This window comes from Streptomyces sp. Sge12 (assembly GCF_002080455.1).
Classification (GTDB): Bacteria; Actinomycetota; Actinomycetes; order Streptomycetales; family Streptomycetaceae; genus Streptomyces.
In genome coordinates, this window is sequence record NZ_CP020555.1 from 1,142,743 (window position 1) to 1,162,363 (window position 19,621).

General features: G+C 73.2%; 18 protein-coding genes and 1 pseudogene. 9 read left to right on the plus strand and 10 right to left on the minus strand.

The features are described from left to right. Positions 1 to 574 precede the first annotated feature (574 nt). The 3 genes from B6R96_RS37185 (at position 575) to B6R96_RS05315 (ending at position 2,297) form a co-directional block, all read left to right on the plus strand. Positions 575 to 724: a hypothetical protein gene (locus tag B6R96_RS37185; RefSeq protein ID WP_159396287.1), complete on the plus strand. Its 150-nt coding sequence runs from the start codon at positions 575 to 577 to the stop codon at positions 722 to 724. 40 nt (positions 725 to 764) lie between these two features. Then, complete coding sequence (locus tag B6R96_RS05310) at positions 765 to 1,535, plus strand: bestrophin-like domain (protein ID WP_053169838.1); 771 nt, start codon at positions 765 to 767, stop codon at positions 1,533 to 1,535. A 183-nt stretch (positions 1,536 to 1,718) separates the two neighbouring features. After that, a complete protein-coding gene (locus B6R96_RS05315) occupies positions 1,719 to 2,297 on the plus strand; it encodes a hypothetical protein (protein WP_081521781.1) in 579 nt (192 codons plus the stop codon). A 98-nt stretch (positions 2,298 to 2,395) separates the two neighbouring features. Here the strand turns inward: B6R96_RS05315 and B6R96_RS05320 are convergent, their stop codons facing one another. Then, complete coding sequence (locus B6R96_RS05320) at positions 2,396 to 2,914, minus strand: hypothetical protein (RefSeq protein ID WP_030389015.1); 519 nt, start codon at positions 2,912 to 2,914, stop codon at positions 2,396 to 2,398. A 365-nt stretch (positions 2,915 to 3,279) separates the two neighbouring features. On the opposite strand from B6R96_RS05320, the gene B6R96_RS05325 reads away from it, so the two are divergent. Next, entirely contained in the window at positions 3,280 to 3,942 is a 663-nt protein-coding gene (locus B6R96_RS05325; RefSeq protein ID WP_030389014.1) for a class F sortase, read from the plus strand. Between the two features lie 30 nt (positions 3,943 to 3,972). On the opposite strand, the gene B6R96_RS05330 is transcribed toward B6R96_RS05325, so the two are convergent. Together B6R96_RS05330 and lysX are read right to left on the minus strand one after the other, a co-directional pair. Continuing rightward, on the minus strand, positions 3,973 to 4,863 hold the full coding sequence (locus B6R96_RS05330) for a polysaccharide deacetylase family protein (protein WP_053705377.1): 891 nt from the start codon (positions 4,861 to 4,863) through the stop codon (positions 3,973 to 3,975). A gap of 134 nt (positions 4,864 to 4,997) precedes the next feature. Beyond that, positions 4,998 to 8,309, minus strand: coding sequence for a bifunctional lysylphosphatidylglycerol synthetase/lysine--tRNA ligase LysX (gene lysX, locus B6R96_RS05335; protein ID WP_237291327.1), 3,312 nt, complete (start codon positions 8,307 to 8,309; stop codon positions 4,998 to 5,000). A 60-nt stretch (positions 8,310 to 8,369) separates the two neighbouring features. Between lysX and B6R96_RS05340 the strand changes: the two genes are divergently transcribed. Further along, the gene (locus tag B6R96_RS05340) at positions 8,370 to 8,831 is read left to right on the plus strand and encodes a universal stress protein (protein ID WP_030389011.1); all 462 of its coding nucleotides are present in this window, start codon (positions 8,370 to 8,372) and stop codon (positions 8,829 to 8,831) included. Between the two features lie 73 nt (positions 8,832 to 8,904). Here B6R96_RS05340 and B6R96_RS05345 read toward each other — a convergent pair whose 3' ends face one another. Next, positions 8,905 to 10,104: a CapA family protein gene (locus B6R96_RS05345; protein WP_081524990.1), complete on the minus strand. Its 1,200-nt coding sequence runs from the start codon at positions 10,102 to 10,104 to the stop codon at positions 8,905 to 8,907. A gap of 308 nt (positions 10,105 to 10,412) precedes the next feature. Here B6R96_RS05345 and B6R96_RS05350 point away from each other — a divergent pair, with 308 nt between their 5' ends. Continuing rightward, positions 10,413 to 10,985, plus strand: a complete 573-nt coding sequence (locus B6R96_RS05350) for a sigma-70 family RNA polymerase sigma factor (RefSeq protein ID WP_051779660.1) — start codon at positions 10,413 to 10,415, stop codon at positions 10,983 to 10,985. Positions 10,986 to 11,216: 231 nt separating this feature from the next. Then, positions 11,217 to 11,681, plus strand: a complete 465-nt coding sequence (locus B6R96_RS05355) for a hypothetical protein (protein ID WP_051779659.1) — start codon at positions 11,217 to 11,219, stop codon at positions 11,679 to 11,681. A gap of 52 nt (positions 11,682 to 11,733) precedes the next feature. Here B6R96_RS05355 and B6R96_RS05360 read toward each other — a convergent pair whose 3' ends face one another. The 6 genes and pseudogenes from B6R96_RS05360 to B6R96_RS05385 form a co-directional block, all read right to left on the minus strand. Then, entirely contained in the window at positions 11,734 to 12,120 is a 387-nt protein-coding gene (locus B6R96_RS05360; protein WP_030389007.1) for a hypothetical protein, read from the minus strand. A gap of 26 nt (positions 12,121 to 12,146) precedes the next feature. Continuing rightward, on the minus strand, positions 12,147 to 13,007 hold the full coding sequence (locus tag B6R96_RS05365; RefSeq protein WP_030389006.1) for an Fpg/Nei family DNA glycosylase: 861 nt from the start codon (positions 13,005 to 13,007) through the stop codon (positions 12,147 to 12,149). Positions 13,008 to 13,139: 132 nt separating this feature from the next. Then, positions 13,140 to 13,865, minus strand: coding sequence for a hypothetical protein (locus tag B6R96_RS36645; RefSeq protein ID WP_107475467.1), 726 nt, complete (start codon positions 13,863 to 13,865; stop codon positions 13,140 to 13,142). 162 nt (positions 13,866 to 14,027) lie between these two features. Beyond that, positions 14,028 to 14,431 (minus strand): annotated as a pseudogene (locus tag B6R96_RS38950) (class I SAM-dependent methyltransferase); the annotation flags it as partial. 160 nt (positions 14,432 to 14,591) lie between these two features. Then, positions 14,592 to 16,655 carry a SpoIIE family protein phosphatase gene (locus tag B6R96_RS05380; RefSeq protein WP_053169823.1) on the minus strand — a complete coding sequence of 688 codons (2,064 nt, stop codon included), beginning with the start codon at positions 16,653 to 16,655 and terminating at the stop codon, positions 14,592 to 14,594. A gap of 7 nt (positions 16,656 to 16,662) precedes the next feature. Then, entirely contained in the window at positions 16,663 to 17,964 is a 1,302-nt protein-coding gene (locus tag B6R96_RS05385; RefSeq protein WP_107475468.1) for a DUF6777 domain-containing protein, read from the minus strand. Between the two features lie 165 nt (positions 17,965 to 18,129). Between B6R96_RS05385 and B6R96_RS05390 the strand changes: the two genes are divergently transcribed. Together B6R96_RS05390 and B6R96_RS05395 are read left to right on the plus strand one after the other, a co-directional pair. Continuing rightward, on the plus strand, positions 18,130 to 19,071 hold the full coding sequence (locus tag B6R96_RS05390; RefSeq protein WP_081521783.1) for a YndJ family protein: 942 nt from the start codon (positions 18,130 to 18,132) through the stop codon (positions 19,069 to 19,071). Then, entirely contained in the window at positions 19,068 to 19,601 is a 534-nt protein-coding gene (locus tag B6R96_RS05395) for a DUF1990 family protein (protein ID WP_081521784.1), read from the plus strand. Before B6R96_RS05390 ends, B6R96_RS05395 begins: the two co-directional genes overlap by 4 nt. Positions 19,602 to 19,621: the final 20 nt, after the last annotated feature.

A 19,621-nucleotide genomic window follows, 5' to 3' on the forward strand; every position in this document is an offset into this window, starting at 1 on the left:
GCCCGGGCGCGCGCGGGCCCATGCTCCCGGGGTGAACAGAGCCTGTGCCAGGCGCCTGCTGGCGGTCCCGGTCCTGCTGTGGGCGGCCTTGTCCGTCACGCCGGCCGTGGCTGATAGCCGCGCCTACGCGACGACCGACTCCGGCGACGGCCCGGCCCGCGCCGTGGTGGCCGCGGTGGCCGGCGGCAGCGACGAAGGACGCGGCCCGCGTGGCGGACATCACGGTGACGACCAGGGCTCCGACCACGGGAAACGCCGCGGGGGCGGCCACGGCGGGGGCCATCACGGCCACCCGCACTGCCCACCGCCGCCACCCCCGCCGCCCTGCCCGCCGAAGCCGCCGCCCAAGCCCACGCCACCGCCGAAGCCGACTCCCCCGCCGCCTCCACCCGAGCCCACGCCTCCCCCGAAGCCCACCCCTCCGCCGCCACCGCCGCCGCCGAAGCCGGTACCGAAGCCGGTCCTGCCCGCGCCTCCCCCGCCGAAGCCGGCTCCCCCTCCGCCCCGCGTGGTCAGGGCCCCCGCTCCGCCACCACCCGCACCACCTGCACCACCGCCACCACCCGCCCCGGAGGTGAAACCCGCACCGCCGAAACCGGTGGCCCGTCCCGCCTATCGCGCCGCGACCCGCAAACCCGCCGAGCACCACATCTCACCGGTGACATTCACCCTGATGACCGCCGCTCCCGCGGTGCTGGCGATCGTCGCCCTGCGCCCCCGCTAGACCTTCTTCCGCCTCACCAGTAACCGATATGGGAGTCATCTTGTCGGAATGGCTCGTCCTGTCCCTCGCGATGGCCGCGGCGTGTGCCGTGGTGCTGTCCATCGCCTTCTTCAACCACCGCAGGATCGGCGAGGACGACGATCCGAACGAGACCCCGGACGTCATCGAGTACATGACGATGATGATCGGGGTGATCTACGCGATCGTGCTGGGCCTGGCGATCGCCGGCGTCTGGGAGGGCCGCGGGGCCGCCCAGGAATACGTGCGCCAGGAGGCGCAGGCCCTGCACGAGATCAGCGTCCGCTCCGAGGTCTACCCGGCCGAGGTGCGCAAGAGGATCCGCGCCGATGTCGACGCGTACGTGACCCACGTCGTGGACACGGAGTGGAAGCGGATGGCCGACCACGGCGAGCTCACCGAGCAGGGCGGGCAGCTGCTGGAACGTATCCGCCGGGACGTCACCGACTACGAGCCGCAGACCGACCACGAGGGGCAGGCGTACCAGCCGCTGGTCGACCAGGTCGCGGTGGCCGACGACGCCCGCAGCGCCCGCGGTTCCAGTGCCGGTGCCACCATGCCGGGGGTGGTGTGGTTCGGCCTGATCACCGGCGCCCTGGTGACCGTCGGGCTGATCTTCACCCTGCAGATCAGGCGCTCGTTCCGGGAGATGCTGCTGGCGGGCCTGTTCAGCGCCCTCATCGCCTTCCTGCTGTTCCTGATCTGGGACTTCGACGCGCCGTTCGGGCGGGGCATCTCGGCCACCGCCGAACCGTTCCTCGCCCAGTTCCCCCACCTCGACCTCGGCGGCTGAGGGCCGCCCGCAAACCGGGGACGGGCCTCCCGTCCCCGGTTCGGCCTACGACCGTGCCCCATTCGCCCGTTCCTGATCGCGGGTCACCGCACCCGGACCTAGCGTGTCGGACATCGAGGCGCACGACCCCCCACGTGCGGAAACCGTTCCGCGGCTGCTCCTCGGGGATCCGGAGAATCAACCATGGGTGCGATACGTACCTCCGCCACCGCCCTGCTCAGCGCCGGCGCCACGGGCGCCGTACTCGCGCTCGGCGCCCTCGGCCCGGCCGCCGCGACCGCGGCCGAGGCCCGGCCCACGATCACCTCGTTCGGCTTCACCCTCACACCTTCGACCGTCGCCCCCGGGGGGCAGACGGTCCTCGCGGTCAGTCGCTGCAACGCCGCCTACGCCACCGCCTCCTCCGGGGTCTTCGACACCGTGAGCATCGCGCGCGGCCAGACCGTACGGGTCACCGTGGACCGCGACGCGCGGCGCGGGGCCGTCTACTCCGTCTCCTTCACCTGCAACGGCGAGACGGGCTCGGCCGACCTGACCATCGCCGGCGGCACCACCACGCCGACCACGAGCTCCACGCGGACCGCCACCGGCGCGGCCGCCCTCCCCACCCCGTCCTCCGCCCTCGGTGTCCGCGGCGGGCTGGGCGGCAGCGTGGCGGGCATGGATCCCGTGGAGTTCGGCGCCGGCGCCGGCCTGTTCCTCACCGCCGCGGGCGGGGCCGTGTACGTACTGCGCCGCAGGGGGTCGGACCGTAGCCATTGAAAGCGCCGGACATCCCCCGCTACCGCCGGTTGCCCCGAGTCCTGACGAGGACTCGGGGCAACCGGCGGTAGCGGGGGACCTGCGTCCGGGGCGGCCGATCAGGCCCGGCTGCGGAGCGGACGGCGACGGCGCAGCACGTGGGCACCCGCGCCGAGGGCCGCGGCGCCGACGAGGCCCGCGCCGATGGCGGTCTCGGCGGTGGACGGGCCGATGGACCCGCCGATGCCGCCCTGCGAGGGGTTGCCCTCCAGGATCGTGAAGCGGTGCGTGGCGACCAGGTTGCTGTCGTTGCACTTGACCGACAGCGTGTGGTGGCCCGGAGAGGCGTGGTTGAAGATCCGGACGGTCGCGAAGCCGATCGAGCCCGCGGACAGGTTGGCCGGCGGAAAGTTTCCGTGCGAGGTGACGGTACCGCCGTGACCGCAGCCCGCTGCGCTCACCTGCATCGTGGAGCCCTGGTGCACGGAGTACGGGTTGACGGAGATGTTGCTGGGGCCGTTCCCACCCCCGTTCCCACCCCGGCCCCCGGGGTCCTGGTTCGCGGAGGCGAGTGGGGCACTGAGTCCGATCGCGGCGCAGGCTGCCGCCGTCACGGTAAGAGCGCGCAAGACACGCATGGTGGAACCTCCAGCGGGAAGCGCCCCGGAGCGTCGGCCCCGGATGATCGACGAGAACGCCTCCCACGTCGAACCCTCGGGCGGACCCGCAATCTCCGCATTTCCGGCTTTGGGCCGCCCGGTTGAGCGACACGCCGAAGGGCGGGAAATGCAACTGACGGATCCGCAGGTCACGACCCGTCAGGCATTTATGTGACGATTACCTGGATGGCCGCACCCCGTCCGGCTCCCTCCGGGTGGCGGCCACCCGTTCGCCCCCTCCCCCCTCGCCGTCCTGCCGACTCCGCCTTAGCGTGCGTGGAGTAGGGCGTACAGGGGCGGGACAGGAACGCGGGTCGGGACCCCCGCGTCGGGAAGGGAGAACGATGGGCGAGGACGAGACCGGGCAGTCACGCAAACGCTCACCGTGGGGCGTGCTCGCCCTGGTCATGCTCGCCGGCCTCGCCATGGTGCGAAACGGTGTGAACGTCGGCGACGGGCCGCCCCAGCCCACCGCGGCCTCGGCCGTCGCGGTGACGGCGGACCAGTTGCCGGCGAATCCACCGACGCCGCCGGCGGACATGGAGGTGCTGGAGCACTCGTCGGTGCAGCGCATCCGGATCCCCACGATCAACGTGGACGCGCCGGTGATGACGGTCGGGCTGGACGCGGAGGGCTGGATCGACGCCCCGCCCCCGCAGGACCGCAATCTCGCCGGCTGGTACCTCAACGGCATCTCGCCGGGCCAGCGGGGCTCGGCGGTGATCGTGGGCCACGTGGACAACGCGCAGGGCCCCGCGGTCTTCTACGGCCTGGGGTCGGTCAAGCCGGGCAACCAGATCGAGGTGGAGCGGTACGACGGCCGTACGGCGGTGTTCGAGGTGTACGGCGTGGAGGTGTTCTCCAAGGAGGCCTTCCCCGGAGCCCGGGTGTACGGGGACACCGGGCACCCCGAACTCCGGGTGATCACCTGCGGCGGCGGATACTCCAAGGCCCGCGGCTACGACGGCAACGTGGTCGTCTTCGCCCGCATGGTGGCGACCCGCTGAGCGGGTGAGTATCCGCCGGGCCGCCCCGGTTCAGCGGGGCGGCAGCGTCGGGAGGGTCATCCGGTAGCCCCGCGCGAGCAGTTGGGGCAGGTACGAGGAGATGGCCTGGACGCTCTGCGACCGGTTGCCGCCCGCGTCGTGCGAGAGGACGATCACGCCGGGGGCGGCGCCGCCCAGGACCCTGGAGATGATCGTCGGGGTGCCCGGTTCCTTCCAGTCCAGGGTGTCCACGGTCCAGGCGAGGGGCTCCATGCCCAGCTCGGCCCCGATCTCGAAGGCGGCGCGGTTCCAGGCCCCGTAAGGCGCCCGGAACCACAGCGGCGCCTCGCCGACGGTCTGCTGCACGACCTCGCTCGTGCGGCCGATCTCGGAGACGAGGGCGGGCCGGCTGAGCCCCGGAATGAGCGGGTGGGTCCAGGTGTGGTTGCCGATGACGTGGCCCTCGGCGACCATCCGGCGCAGCAGGTCCCGGTTCTCGGTGGCCATCTCCCCGCAGACGAAGAACATGGCGCGTACGCCGTGCCGGGCGAGGGTGTCGAGGATGGCGGGGGTGTAGCGGGGGTCCGGGCCGTCGTCGAAGGTGAGCACCATGCCGCCCGACGCGGCGGCTTCGGCCGGGAGTTCCAGGATGGGCCGGGTCCGTACGGCCGGTTTCACGGCGGCCGGCCGCATCGGCTCCTCGGCGGTCATGGGGCGCAGCCGGTACGACTTCTCGGGCAGCGCCTGCGCCCGCAGCCCCGGCGCACCGGCCGCGGGCTGCGCGCCCGGCCCGGCCTGGGGCCCGCTCCCGCCGCCCGGTCCGGCACCGGGTGCGCCGTCCTCGGTGCCCACGGTGAGGAGTCCGGAGGCGGCGGCGACTCCGAGGAAGACGGCGGTACGCAGGACCGTGCGCCGCCCTACTGTCGGCTCGTCATTTTTCATTATTACTACGTATCAACGACATCGCCGAAGTTGTCGAGAGGCGCGGAAGCGCCCTCTCCCCCTCACCCGGTCGGCCCACGCGACGCGATCGTCCGCGGCCCGGGGCGACGGCCCGGGGCTGACCGGGCGCCCGGTCAGCCGCGGCGGACCAGGGGGAAGGGGAGCGTCTCGCGGATCGTCAGGCCCGTGAGGAACATGACGAGGCGGTCCACGCCGATGCCGAGGCCGCCGGTGGGCGGCATCGCGTACTCCAGGGCGTCCAGGAAGTCGTTGTCGAGTTCCATGGCCTCCGGGTCGCCGCCCGCCGCGAGCAGGGACTGGGCGGTGAGGCGGCGGCGCTGTTCCACCGGGTCGGTGAGCTCCGAGTAGGCGGTGCCCAGTTCGGTGCCGAAGGCCACCAGGTCCCAGCGCTCGGCGAGCCGGGGGTCCCGGCGGTGCTGGCGGGTGAGCGGGGAGACGTCGGTGGGGAAGTCCTTGTAGAAGGTGGGCAGCTTGGTGCGTTCCTCGACGAGGCGCTCGTACATCTCCAGCACCACGTCGCCGCGGGTGTCCTCGGGGGCGTGCGGGACGGACGCGCGGTCGCACAGCCTGCGCAGGACGTGTTCCTCGGTGTCGGCGTCCACCTCTTCGCCGAGGGCCTCGCCGATGGCCCCGTACATGGTCTTGACCGGCCAGGTTCCGGAGATGTCGTGGACGACGAGCTTCCCGTCCGGCCCCGCCTTGTGCGCGATGGGCGAGCCGAAGGCGGCGATCGCGGCGCCCTGGATCAGCTCGCGGGTGAGGTCCAGCATCACGTCGTAGTCGGCGAAGGCCTGGTAGGCCTCCAGCATGGTGAATTCGGGGTTGTGCTTGTAGGAGACGCCCTCGTTGCGGAAGGTGCGGCCCATCTCGAAGACCTTCTCCATGCCGCCGACGCAGAGCCGCTTGAGGTAGAGCTCGGGGGCGATGCGCAGGTACAGGTCGAGGTCGTAGGCGTTGATGTGGGTGCGGAAGGGCCGGGCGTTGGCGCCGCCGTGGATCTGCTGGAGCATCGGGGTCTCGACCTCCAGGTAGCCGCGGTCGAGGAGTCCCTGGCGCAGGGCCTGGACCGCGCTGGAGCGGGCCCGTACGACGTCGCGCGCCTCGGGGCTCGCGACGAGGTCGAGGTAGCGGCGCCGGACCCGGGCCTCGGGGTCGGCGAGGCCCTTGCGCTTGTCGGGGAGGGGGCGCAGGCACTTGCCGGTGAGCTGCCAGGAGCGGACCACGAGGGACAGCTCGCCGGCCCTGCTGGCGCCGACCTCGCCGCTGGCGAGCACGTGGTCGCCGAAGTCGACCTGGGAGGTGAACGAGTCCAGTACGTCGGCCCCGGCCTCGTCGCGGGTCAGCATCAGCTGGATGTCGCCGGACCAGTCCCGCAGGACGGCGAAGACCACGCCGCCGAGGTCGCGTACGAGCATCACGCGCCCGGCGAGCGTGGCCTGCGCGCCGGTCCGGGCGCCGGGCTCATGGCCGGGGTGGGCCGCCTTCAGCTCCGCGACGGTGTGCGTGCGCGGGCGGATGCCCACCGGGTAGGGGTCGGTGCCCGCGGCCCGGATGCGGTCCAGTTTGGCGTGGCGGACGCGGACCTGTTCGGGCAGCCGCTCGGCCGGGGACCCCGCGGTGTCCTGCTCCACGGCGTCCAGGCCGAGGGATTCGATCGAGGGCAGTCCCTCGGTGGAGGCGATGGCGGTGAGGCCCTTGGGATGGCCGTTGCCCCACAGGGTGCGCAGGCTGGGTACGGAGACGAAGCCCTCGGCGATGCCGGAGGCGAGGCTGACCCGGGCGAGCGAGCCGGCGTCCTGGTAGCAGAGGAACCGCGGGTACCACTCGGGGTTGTACTTGACGTTCGAGCGGTACAGCGCCTCCAGCTGCCACCAGCGGGAGAAGAACAGCAGGAGCTTGCGCCACAGCTTCAGCACGGGCCCGGCGCCGATCCGGCCGCCCTCCTCGAAGGCGGAGCGGAAGACGGCGAAGTTGAGGGAGATCCGGTGCACGCCGAGGCCGGGGGCGGCGGCGCAGAGCTGGGCCACCATGAACTCCATGACCCCGTTGGGGGCGGTGCGGTCACGGCGCATCAGGTCGAGGGAGATGCCGTCCTTGCCCCAGGGGACGAAGGAGAGCAGGGCGATCAGCTCGCCCTTGTCGTCGAAGGCCTCGACCAGCAGGCAGTCCCCGTCGGCGCGGTCGCCGAGCCGGTCCAGGGCCATGGAGAAGCCGCGTTCGGTCTCGGTGTCGCGCCATTTGTCGGCGCTCTCCACGATCATCTGCATCTCGTCCTCGGAGAGGGCGGAGTGGCGGCGGATGACGGTGGTGGCCCCGGTGCGCCTGACCCGGTTGACGGCCTGGCGGGTGACGCGCATGTCGCGGCCGTCGAGGTCGAAGTGGGCCACGTGCAGGATGGCCTCGTCGCCGAGTTGCAGGGCGCCGAGTCCGGAGCGGGCGTAGGCGGTGGCGCCGTCCTCGGAGGCGCCCATGACGGCGGGCTGCCAGCCGTAGCGGCGGGCCACGGCCAGCCAGGCGTCGATGGCGGCGGTCCAGGCGGCGGGGTCGCCCACCGGGTCCCCGCTGGCGAGGCAGACGCCGGCCTCGACGCGGTAGGTGACGCCGGCCTTGCCGTTGGGGGCGAAGACGACGGCCTTGTCGCGCCGGGTGGCGAAGTAGCCGAGGGAGTCGTTGCGTCCGTAGGCGCCGAGGAGGGCGCGGATCCGGGGTTCCTCGTCCCCGTGCAGGGCGGCGGTCAGGCGCTGGGAGCGGAAGAGGGTCATGGCCGCGTTCAGCAGGGCGACGGCGCCGAAGAGGCCGAGCAGGAAGGAGAGCGGGCGGGGCGGGCGGCCGTCGAACTCCCGGGCCGAGAAGAGACCGCCGAAGACCTCCTTGGCGGCCCAGTCCAGCCACTGCCCCTTGGGCAGGGTGCCGGGGAAGACGGCGACGAGCGCCCAGCCCACGAGTACGGCGGCGAGCAGGCCGAGACCGAGGACGAACAGGGCGTGCCACAGCGCCCCGGGGCGGGACGCGGCATAGAACTCGTCACGGGCGGCGATCAGCACGACCAGCGCGGCAACCGCGATGATCATGGAGGGGACGCCGATCCAGTACTCGCCGACGGCCATCTCCAGCACGTCGTCGACGATCAGCAGGGCCAGATAGGTGATGACGATCCACCAGGCGACCTTCTTGCGGGTGCCGAGGGCGGCGGCCAGGAGGAAGAGGAAGACGGCGTAGGCGAGGTTCGCGCTGACCGGGACCACGATCAGGTCGAGGAAGCGCACGATGTGCCGCAGGAGCCGCCGCAGCGTGGGCGAGAGCGCGAGCAGGGCGCACAGCAGACCGAGCGCGCCGAAGAACGCGCCGAATCCGTCGGGCACCCGGTTCAGGAAGCGGTTCCGGGTCCCGTGCTTCTCCTCCACGGTGGCACTGATGGCGCTCATGGTTCGCACTGTAGGGAGGGCGGCGTCGGCGCGCGCGGCGAGCCGCCTATCCTCGGCAGGGTGACGGAGCACGTGAACACGGCATTCGAACGCGGTACCGACGGCCCGAAGGTGATCCTGGCCGGGGTGGACGGATCGGAGTCCTCGCTGCGGGCCGCGGCCTACGCGGCGGGGCTGGCCCGGCGGCAGAACGCCCTGCTGGCGCTGGTGTACGTCCAGCCGGTGATCGCGGCCGGGGCTGCGCTGGGCGCGCCGGTCGCGGACACCACCGGGGAGATCGCGGAGGGCCTGGTGGCCGAGATCCGGGCGTCGGCGGAGCGGCTCAAGGGCATCTACGAGGTGCGCTGGGAGTTCCACACCTTCCGCGGCGACCCGTACGCCGGTCTGGTGAGCGCGGCGGACGAGCTGATGGCGGACGCGGTGGTGGTCGGCGCCTCCGAGCAGGCCGGCCACCGCATCGTGGGGTCGGTGGCGATCCGCCTGGTCAAGGCGGGCCGCTGGCCCGTCACCGTGGTTCCCTAACCCTCCGGGATCCTTCCGGAAGTCGTCCGGGAGTCGTCCGGGGGCCTTCCGGGGGCCTTCCGGGGCGCCGGTCCTACCTGCCCATGGTCAGGCCGTCCTTGGCGGCGCCGCGGCCGAGCACGGCCTCGCTGATGGCGTCCCGGGCGCGCTCGTAGTCGTCGCGACCAGGGTCCTTGGCGAGCGCGTCGGGCAGGTGGACGACGCGGCCCACGGACAGGTCCATCATCTGCGGCACGAACTCGGCCTTGGTGACCTGCCAGCGCTGCCCGGCGGTGGCCGGCGGGGCGAAGGTGAACCGGCCGATCGACCCGTAGTTGCCCCGCATGTCGCGCGCGCCGGTGTAGTTGAACATCTCGCCCGCGACCTGGTCGCCCATGCCGTAGACGATCCAGGTGCCGTTGACCTTCTCGTAGGGCTGCGGGATGTGCGCGTGGGTCCCGAGGATCATGTCGATGTCGGGGCGGCCCCCGGTCTGCGAGGCGGTCAGGGCCCTGCCGAGGGAGAGCTGGGTCTCGTCCGGATCGGTCTCCCACTCCGTGCCCCAGTGCACGCTCACCAGGACCACGTCCGCGCCCGCCTTCCGGGCGGCCCGCGCATCCGCAATGATCTTGTCCTGCTTCATCAGGTTGACCGCCCACGGCTGACCCTCGGGCAGCGGATAGCCGTTGGTGTCGTAGGTGTACGCGAGGTGGGCGACCTTGGCGGAGCCCGCGGTGTACAGGGTGACCGTGGCCGCCTCGGCGGCCGTGCGGGCCGAACCGGCGTGCTTCAGACCGACCTTGTCGAAGCGGTCGAGCGTGCGGCGCAGCCCCGCGGCCCCGTCGTCGAGGGTGTGGTTCGAGGCCGTGGAGCAGCCGTCGTACCCGGCGTCCTTGAGGCCGTCGGCGACCTGCGGCGGGGAGGTGAAGGCCGGGTAGCCGGAGAAGGGGCCGCCCTCCTCGCCGTAGATGGTCTCCATGTGGCAGAGGGCGAGGTCGGCGCCGGAGACCACGGCCTTGACGCCGGAGAACATGGGCCTGAAGTCGTACCCGTCGCCCTCGGCGTCGTTCGCCGCGCGCTGGATGACGGAGGTGTGCGGCAGTACGTCGCCGCTCGCGACCAGGGTGAAGCCCTTGCCGGCGGGTGATCCGGCGGCGCTGGAGGGGGTGGCCGGTGCGCCGGATTCCCCGAGGCGGGCCGGTGCGGAGCTCCCGCCGGCCGAGCATCCCGCGGCGGCGGACAGCAGTACGGCCGTCAGGAGGGCGAGCACCTGCGGCCGGATTCGCGTGGTCATGTGCCCGACTCCCATTAATACGATTATCTGACGTGTGATCACAAGCAATCCATATAACTACACGCCGTAAGTCAAGGAGCGGATCCGCTGCACCGGCACGGGCCCACCCGAACGGCGGACATGACCGCGAGGAGCGGCCGCCCGGCGGTGGGCGGCGGTGCCGGGCGCCTGCCGTTCGCCGCGCCGTTCGACCGTTCACCGACCCGCACGGCCGCCCGGCGGCCGACCCGGGTGCTTGGGCGCAACGCCGGGGCAGGACGGTTCCGGGTCGGCTCCGTGCAGGTCAGGGTGGACGTGACACCGCCCCCATGGCCCCCCACGCACCCCGGAAGGAGCCCCTCGTGCCGCTCTCCCCCACCCTCCCGCGTACGGATCCCGAGGCACTGGCCGAACTCCAGCGCGACCACGGGCGGGCCCTGTTCGGATTCCTGGTCGGCCTCACCGCCGGAGACGCCCAGCGCGCGGAGGACCTCGTACAGGAGACCCTCGTACGGGTCTGGCAACACCCGGAGGCCCTGGCCAGCGGGCACGACTCCATGCGGCCCTGGCTGTTCACGGTGGCCCGGCGGCTCGCGATCGATGCCCGGCGGGCCCGGCTGTCACGGCCGCTGGAGGTGGATCCGGAGGGACTGGAGCAGGCACCCGAACCCCAGGACGCGGTCGCCGGGTCGGTCACGGCGATCGACGTCCGGCGGGCCGTGGGATCCCTGGGGCCGGAGCACCGCGAGGTGCTGATGCAGGTCTACTTCCGCGACCGGTCGGTGGCGGAGGCCGCCGCGGAGCTCGGCATCCCGGCGGGCACCGTCAAGTCCCGCACCTACTACGCCCTCCGCGCCCTGCGGAAGGGGCTCCACGGGTACGGGTACGATCTCGGCGCCTGACCCCCCTCCGACCCCGGGGAAGGGCGGGTAACGCCGTGAATAGACGCGGATCGGACATAAAACGCGTCGTTTTCGGCATGAGAGCGTGCAAGTTGAGTAAACATCCCCCGCTCCGCGAGCCGCTCGGTGAAGGCTCAGGGTTGACGACGGGACGCTCGACGCACGGGAGAAGGTGGAACGGTGCAGCCCGAGGGTAGTAACGGCACCAGTGACGGCGGGCTCGCGGTGCCCATGGCCTGGCTGTACGCCGAATACATCGCGGACGAACTGCTGCGCACGGGCCGGCTGATCCCGGTCAGCACCCTGGAGTTCCGGGCCGGACGGGACACGCTCGCCCTGACGATCTACCTCTCGGACGCGGCCGGCGAGCTCTCCGGGATCCGGGTGGTCTCGCAGCTCGACGAATGGCTGTCGCTCACGGCGTACGGACACCCCTGGCGCGACTGGGTGCACACCCGGTTCCTCGCGCTCGGCGAGGAGGCCCGCGAACGCGGCGACGGCGAGGACCCCGACCTGGAACTGGCCCGGGCGGCGTGGCGCTGGCTGGACGGCACCGAGCTGTTCGCCACCAACCTCGACCCCGGCCGGCCCGACCGCACCGACCTGCCGCCCGGGCTGGACGAGAACGCGCGCGTATGGACGCCCGCCTGGCAACTCGGGCTGCCATTGGGCCACTTGGCGATGCACCTGTTCTGACCGGGGGCGCACCGCACCTGCGGGTCCCGGCCGGTGTCACGCCCGGTCGGTGTCACGCCCGGTCGGCGGGATCCATCACCAGGCCGGTGAAGGCGGCCTCGTTGCGCTCCGCGCGGGTGACGTACCAGCGGGCGACGATCCACATCACCGGGTAGACCAGCAGGCCGAGCGCCACCCAGATCAGCGGCCCCGACGCGTCGTGCGACAGCGCGAACACCAGCGGCAGCGACCCCACCAGCAGCACGAGCGCGGCCAGCGCCCACAGCGCCGCGCGCAGCTGGCTGCGCATGAGGGCCCGTACGTAGGTGGCGCCGAGGGTGGTCTGCTCGGAGATCTCCGAACGGGCGGGGGTGTGCGCGGGCGCCCGGCGACGGGTGCCCCGGGGGACCCCGGTGACGATCTCGCGCCGGGGCGGCGACTGCTGCTGCTCCTCGGCCATGGTGCCGGAGTCTACGCAGCACCCGCCTATTTGAGGAGGCGCGAGAGCCTGCGGTCGGCGAGCGGCTTGCCGCCGGTCTGGCAGGTGGGGCAGTACTGGAGCGAGGAGTCCGCGAAGGACACCGAGCGGACGGTGTCCCCGCACACCGGACACGGCTCCCCGGCCCGGCCGTGCACCCGCAGTCCGCTCTTCTTCTCCGCCTTGAGTTTTCCCGCGGCCACCCCGTGGGCCCGGTCGACCGCCTCTCGCAGGGTGGTCTGGACGGCCTCGTGGAGCTGGGTGAGCTGTTCCTCGGTGAAGGACGCGGCGAGCTTGAACGGCGAGACCTTGGCCGCGTGCAGGATCTCGTCGCTGTAGGCGTTGCCGATGCCGGCGATCACGCTCTGGTCCCGCAGCACGCCCTTGATCTGGCGCCGCTCCCCCGCGAGCAGCGCGGCGAAGGCGTCCCGGTCGAAGCCCTCGGCGAGCGGATCCGGGCCGAGACGGGCGATGCCGGGCACCTCCTGCGGGTCGTGGACCACGTACACGGCGAGGCGCTTCTGCGTCCCGGCCTCGGTGAGGTCGAAGCCTCCGCCGCCCTCGAGGGAGACGCGCAGCGCGAGGGGCCCCTTGCCGGGGCGCGGCGGCTGCGCGGGCAGGGTGTCCTGCCAGCGCAGCCAGCCGGCCCGGGCCAGGTGCGTGACGAGGTGGAGCTCGCCGACCGGTACGGCCAGGAACTTGCCGTACCGGGCGGTGGTCCCGGCCGGCTGCCCTTCGAGGGCGGTGAGCGGCGGGTCGTAGGTCTTGAGCACGCTGACGGCGAGCGGGAGGACGCGCTCGACCACCCGCCCGGTGAGGTGCTCGTCGAGGTACTCCCGCAGGGCCTCGACCTCGGGCAGTTCCGGCATGGTCCCAGCCTGCCGCCGCCCCGGGCGAAACGCGAGCCGGGCGGCGGGCGGCGGGGCGTCGTGATCGGAACAACCGGACCAGCCGGGTCAGACGGGTCAGACGGGTCAGCCGGGTCAGCCGGGTCAGCCGGGTCAGCCGGTGAAGATCCAGCCGAGCTGGCCGCCGGAGGCCTGGCCCTCGCAGTTCGTCGCGTTGGACTCGAAGAACTCCCGCTGCTTGCCGACCATGCAGCGCATCAGCGGTGCGCTGGCCGCGTCGGCGGGCTGGCCCGGGTAGAACCAGCCGAGCCGGGAGACGTAGGTCTGGCCCTCGCAGTTCACGTCGCCGGAGAGGAAGTTGTCCCTGCGGACGACGCAGTGGTAGAGCGGCACCGTCCCCTCGCGGGGGCTCGTGTAGAGCTGGCCGAGGCTGCCCTCGACGCGGTAGCCCGGGGGAACGTTCCAGACGGTGCTGATGTGCTCGCCGTTCGGGCCGATCAGGCGGTTGAGGGTGCGGGTGGGGGTGCTCACCGCGGGGTCACCGTTGCAGGTCGCCTTGATCATGGCGTTGTAGTAAATGCCGGTCACGTGCTGGAAGACCGGCCCTTCCGTCACCCGGCACTGCGAGCCGTTGAAGCCGAGCTCGGCGGCCTGCCGGGCGAGGTGGTCCTGGGCGGCGGCCGCGGCGATGTTCTGGGGGCCGCTGCCCATGCCGGTGAGGTGGACCACGACGGGTCCGACGTTGGCGGCGGATGCCGGGGCGGCGGCGGGCGCGGCGGATGCCGGCGCTGCGGATGCCGGGGCGGTTGCCGTCATGGCGGCGGCCAGTGCGGCGGCGAGGGAGAGGAGGGAGGTGCGGAGGCGAGAGGTGCGGTGCAAGTCCTGGCTCCTGGTCGTCGGCCGCGGCGCCGCTGGGCGGCCGCGGGGCTGAGCGACGGTGCGTGGCGCCCTGTCGGGCGGCGCACCGCCATTCCACCCGGCGGTTGCGTGTAGGGGCCAGCGGCTCTTCGGCCGATCGGGGACGAAAAGCCGCCACGGGGGTCAGGTACGGGCAATCAGCGCGTACCGCTCGTCGGTGACGGGTTCGCCCCACAACCCGGCGTCCGCGCCGAGTGGTTCGATGTGCAGGACGGACACCAGGAGCCGACCGGCGGCGCCCAGTCCCACGGCGGTGATCAGCGGCCCGGCTCCGTCGACGTACGGTGCGCCGCTGTCGCCGACCTCGCGCCGCGCGGCCGCGGGGTCGGGCAGGGTCCACAGCAGGTGCCGGCAGAGCCCGACGTGGTACCGGTCGGCGGGGCCGCGGCGTCGCCGACGAGGAACCGCCCCTCGAGGCCCGCGGCGGCCAGTTTCGCCCGGGCCCGCTCCACCATTCGGGGCGCCAGGTCCACCCCGGTCACCCGGTGCCCGGCCCCGGTACCGCCTCCGACGTCGAGCAGGCCAACCAGCGGCCGCAGGCGGCGGCCGCGCGCGCAGCTCAGGCGCAACGCCCCAAGGCTGGGGACGCGGGAACCGACACCCGCCCCGCCGAGGCCGGTGGCCGCAGGCCGGGGCCGGGCTGCAGGTCGGGGGGTGGCCGCGGGCCGGGGTCGCAAGTGCGGGGGGTCAGGTCATGATGAATTCGCACCAGACGCATTTGCCGCCGCCCCGGGGCTCCACGCCCCAGACGTCCGCCAGGCGGTCCACCAGCATCAGGCCGCGGCCCGAGACGCCCGATTCGCCCGCCTCGCGGCGGCGCGGCAGGGCGCTGGAGCGGTCCTCGACCTCCACCCGGAGTCGGCGCTGCGGGCCCGCGAGGACGCGGAGGGTCACGATCGCCGGGCCGTCCGTGTGCATGAGGGCGTTCACGATCAGTTCGTCGGCGACGAGTTCGATCTCGTCGGCCCGTTCCCGCGCGCCCCACGCGCGCACCGCCGCCCCGATCATGTGGCGGGCGGCCACCAGGGCCTCCGGATCACCCGGGGCGACGTGCTGCTGGAGGCGGCCGCCGCCTTCCGGGGCGGCCACGACCTGGCGGCGCAGCAGGAGCAGCGCCATGTCGTCGTCGCCGCCGCGTTCGTCGGCGATCTCGCACAGCAGGTCCGCCAGGCGTTGCAGGTCGGCCGGTCCGCCGCGGATGTGGGAGCTGAGGAGCCGGATCCCGTCGTCGAGGTCGGCGCCGGGCTGTTCCACCAGGCCGTCCGTGCACAGCAGGAGCGTTTCTCCCGGGTCCAGCTCCACCGTGGTCACCGGGTACTCCAGGCGGCCGAACTCCGCCGAGAGGCCGAGCGGCATCCCGCCGCTCACCGGCAGCCGGTGGCAGTCCCCGTCGCGGGTCCGCAGCAGCGGGTCGATGTGGCCGGCCCGCACCACCTGGAGCACGCCCGTCGAGAGGTCGGCCTCCACGTAGGTGCACGTCGCGAACCGGTCGGTGTCCAGCTCGTGCAGGAAGACCGAGGCCCGGGCCATGACCGTGCCCGGCGAGTGCCCCTCGGCGGCGTACGCGCGCAGCACGATCCGCAGCTGGCCCATGACCGCCGCCGCGTGCGTGTCGTGGCCCTGGACGTCGCCGATGACCGCGCCGACCCGGCCGCCGGGGAGCGGGATGACGTCGTACCAGTCGCCGCCGATGTCCCGGCCCATCCGGGCGGAGCGGTAGCGTACGGCGATCTCCCCGCCGGACACCGACGGGATCCGCCGCGGCAGCATGGCCTGCTGGAGGCTCTCGGCCAGGTCGTGCTCCTGCTCCAGCAGCATGGCCCGCTGGAGGCTCTGCGCGATGCTGCTGCCCAGGGCGACGAGCAGGTTGCGCTCCTCCTGGGTGAAGCCGTCCTTGTCCTGGTAGAGCAGTCCGATCGCGCCGATCGGGCGGGCCTGGGCGATGAGCGGCAGGTAGGCGGCGGCCGAGATCCGCATGTACGAGATCTTCGCCCAGAGCCCGGGGTAGTCCCGGGCGAACTCCTGCGCCGAGTTCAGGAAGCGCGGCTCCAGCGAGCGGACGACCTCGCTCATCGGGTACTGCTCGTCGATGCGGGTGTAGCGGGTGCCGGGTACGAAGCTGTCCTCCGGGCCCTCGGCGACCAGGTGGATCCGGCCGGCCTCGACGAGGCCCATCACCATGCCCATCGAGCCGAGCCGTTCCAGGCCGTGGGCGTCGCCGATGACGTCGATGACGTCCCGCACGGTGCGGGCGTGCGCGAGGGCGGCGGTGGTGGACTCGACCACCGATGTCTGGCGGCGCCGCTCCTCGTCCAGGCCGAGCCGCTCCGCCGAGTGGCTGAGCTCGTCGGTGGCGTCCCGGACGATGCCGATGATGCGGTACGGGCGGCCGTCGGGGCCGCGCATGACGCGGCCCTGGGTGTGCGTCCAGCGCAGGCGCCCGTCGTGGCAGCGGATGCGGAAGTAGGCGCCGTAGCTGTCCTCGCCGCTCTTGAGGGCGGAGGCGACGAGGGCGTCGAGGCGGTGTCCCTCGGCGGAGGGGACGCGCTGGGTGAGCGATGCCGGCCGGCCGTCGTACTCGTCGGGGGTCGTGTCGAAGACGTCGAGGGCGGCTTCGTCCATGTGCATGAGACCGGTGACCAGGTCCCAGTCGAAACTGCCCATGCGGTTCAGCGACAGCGACCGGTCCGGGTGTGCGGGCCAGTCGTCCGGCAGCGATACGGTGGTCGGCACCGATCCACCATGACACACGGGCCGGTCAGGCGCTCTCCAGCGGATATCCCTCGTCCGAGGACTGCGGTTGCAGGTCCGGGTCCACGAACGGGTCGGACGGGTTGTAGGGGGCGGACGGGTCGGACGGCATGTCCGGGGTGGCGGGGACGTCCGGGTTGTAGGGATCCACCGAATCGTTCGGGAGCGGAGTCGTTCCGTCGGACTCCAGCGGGTACCCCGACTCGCCCGGGTCCAGCGGCGGCATGCCGGACTGGGGGTCCGAGGGGAGGGTCTCCGACGGCGAGGTGCCGGACGGCGGCTGCTGCTGCGGCCGGGTGGCCGGGTTCGAGGGCACTTCCGGGTTCTGCGGCCGGGTCTGGCCGGATGAGCTCGGCGGGGCCTGCGGATCCGCCGGGCAGTCCGTCGCCCCGGGGGCGGGCCCTGTCGCCGCGTTCGGCGAGGCCGGCGCGGCGGCCTGGTTCCGGCAGGGGTCGCCGGTCGTGGTCCCGGGCGGGGCGAGGGGGCCGTCGGGGATGCCGGAGGCCGGGTCGAAGGCGGGCAGGGCCTTCGGCGGCCGGTCCTGGGCGCCGTCGTCCCCCCGCTTGCGCTCGATCCAGGTGTTGTCGGCGATGTTGACGATGACCAGGTTGTTGATGATGTGCGTGGTGGGTTCGATGACCACGACCTGGTTGGCCTGGTAGCCGCTCCACGGGTCGCCCTTGTGCACCGGGGAGCCCTTGGGGGCGCGCGGCGAGGCCAGCGGGTTTCCGCAGCCGCAGCGCACCCGGGGCATGCCGTGCTCGTCCACGAGGACGGCGGTGCCGGCCTGGAGGACGGACTGGAAGTCGTCGGCGCCGCCGTCGCGGAAGGCGTGGTTGGTGACCCGGGTGTCGGCGCGCAGGACGACGGGGGTGAGACCGCGCAGGAAGTCGGGGATCTTGTCGGCTTCGATGTTCGAGGCTTCGGCGAAGGCGCGGGCCTTGGCGTCGTCGCCGGTCAGGAAGCGCACCTGCTGTTCCACGTCGCAGCTGCCGAGCCGCTGGGTGCCGCCGTACAGGCCGGGGGTGGCCGCGTTGACGGTGCGGATGCCCTGGCCGGTCGCGTTGGGGAGCGGGGGCTGGACGGGGGCGGACTCGGCGGTGGCCGAGGAGGGGGTGAAGGGGTCGGGGCCGGCGGAGGCGACGGGCTGGAGGTAGACCTCCTGGCTCTCCGCTCCGGCGGCGCCCTTCGGCTCCTCCGGGCTGCCGCAGGCCGCGGCGAGGAGGCCGAGGAGGGCGAAGAGGGCGGCGCCTGCGGGTGCATGACGACGCGACGCCTGACGAGGTGTCGGAAGTGACGGTCCGTTCACTTGATTCTCCCTTTTCGCCCCGATTGCTTCCTCTTGTCTGCCGTATCCGCGCGGGAGCCGCAACCGGAGCGGAGCTTGAACATGTTCAAGGAACGCCGTAGGCTCATCACCGCGAGTTGAACGCGTTCAAGGCGTTCGGCCGCAGCGTATTGGGGGGAGTCCAGGGTGACGGTACTGGTGAACGTGATCGTCACCCTGGGCATGCTGTACGTCGTTCCGGCCGGACTGCGGCTCATCGATCCGGAGCGGCTCCTGCGGACGGCCCGGCTCTGGCCCCTCGCGGCCGCTCCCGGAGCCCTGAGCCTGTGGCTGCCGCGCGGAACGCCCGCCACCGCTCTCGCCGCGCTGTATGCGGTGGCCTGCCTGGCGCTCGCGGCCCGCGCCCCGGGGGTCCGCCGGACGGGGCGCCCCCTCGACCCGCCCGCGATCGCCGTCGCCACCGCCCTGGTCTCGCCGTCGATCGCCGACACCGCGCTGGTCGCCGAGCGCGCCGGGTACCGGCTCCTGGGCTTCGACCTCGACATCCTGGCGCTGACCGTGCCCCACTTCCACTTCGCCGGATTCGCCGCCGCCCTGGTCGCCGGGCTGGTGTGCCGCACCCTCGGCGGCCGCGCCGGAACCGGCCGGCTCGCGCACGGGGCGGCGTACAGCGTCCCGGCGGGCACCCTCCTCGTCCTCCTCGGCTACTTCGTCGACGACTGGGCCGAGCTGCTGGGCGCGGTGGTCCTGACCGGCGGGATGTGGGCCGTGGCCCTGCTGACCTGGCGGGAGATCCGGCCCGCCGCCGGGGCCCGCACCACACGGATCCTGCTCGCCTGCTCGGCCGCCGTGCTCGTGGCCACCATGCTGCTCGCCCTGTGGTGGGCGCTCGGCGAGGCCACCGGGATCCCGCACCCCACCCTGACCTGGATGGCCGCCACGCACGGCCTCGGGAACGCCCTCGGGTTCGCCGTGTGCTCGCTGCTCGCCTGGCGCCGGCTGGCCGCCGACGCCCCCGGCCGCACCGCCACCACGGGCCGCACCGCCACCGCGGGCCGCACCAGCGCCGCCCAAGGCACCACCACCGCCGAACGCACCACCGCCGACCGACTGGAGACCTCGCCATGACCCGCCTCATCAGCGCCGGCCGGGACACCGTCAACTACCCCGACAGGGGCGCGACGGCGCACCGGCCGCTGCCCGTCGGATACCACCACCTGCGCCACCGCACCCGCCTCGGGCACGGCCGGGCCGTCTTCGAGCGGGCCGGGACCGCCGTCACCACCTTCCACGCCCACCGGACCTCGGGGATGCGCGTACGGGCCGATGCCGGCGCGGCCCGGCCCGGCAGCAAGGTGGTGGTCGGGATCGGGCTCGGGCCGCTGCGGATCGAGGCTCCGTGCCAGGTCATCTGGACCGCGTACGAGCCCGCCCGGATCGGCTTCGCCTACGGAACGCTGGCCGGGCACCCCGAGTGCGGCGAGGAGTCCTTCGTCGTGGACATGGACCCGGACGGCACGGTGTGGTTCACGGTCACCGCCTTCAGCCGCCCGAACACCTGGTACACCCGCCTCGCCGGCCCGGTGGTCCCCTTCCTCCAGCTGCGCTACGCGCGCCTGCTGGGCCACCGGCTGCGCAGGCTGGCCGCCACCGGCTGACCGGCCCGATACTGGAGGCG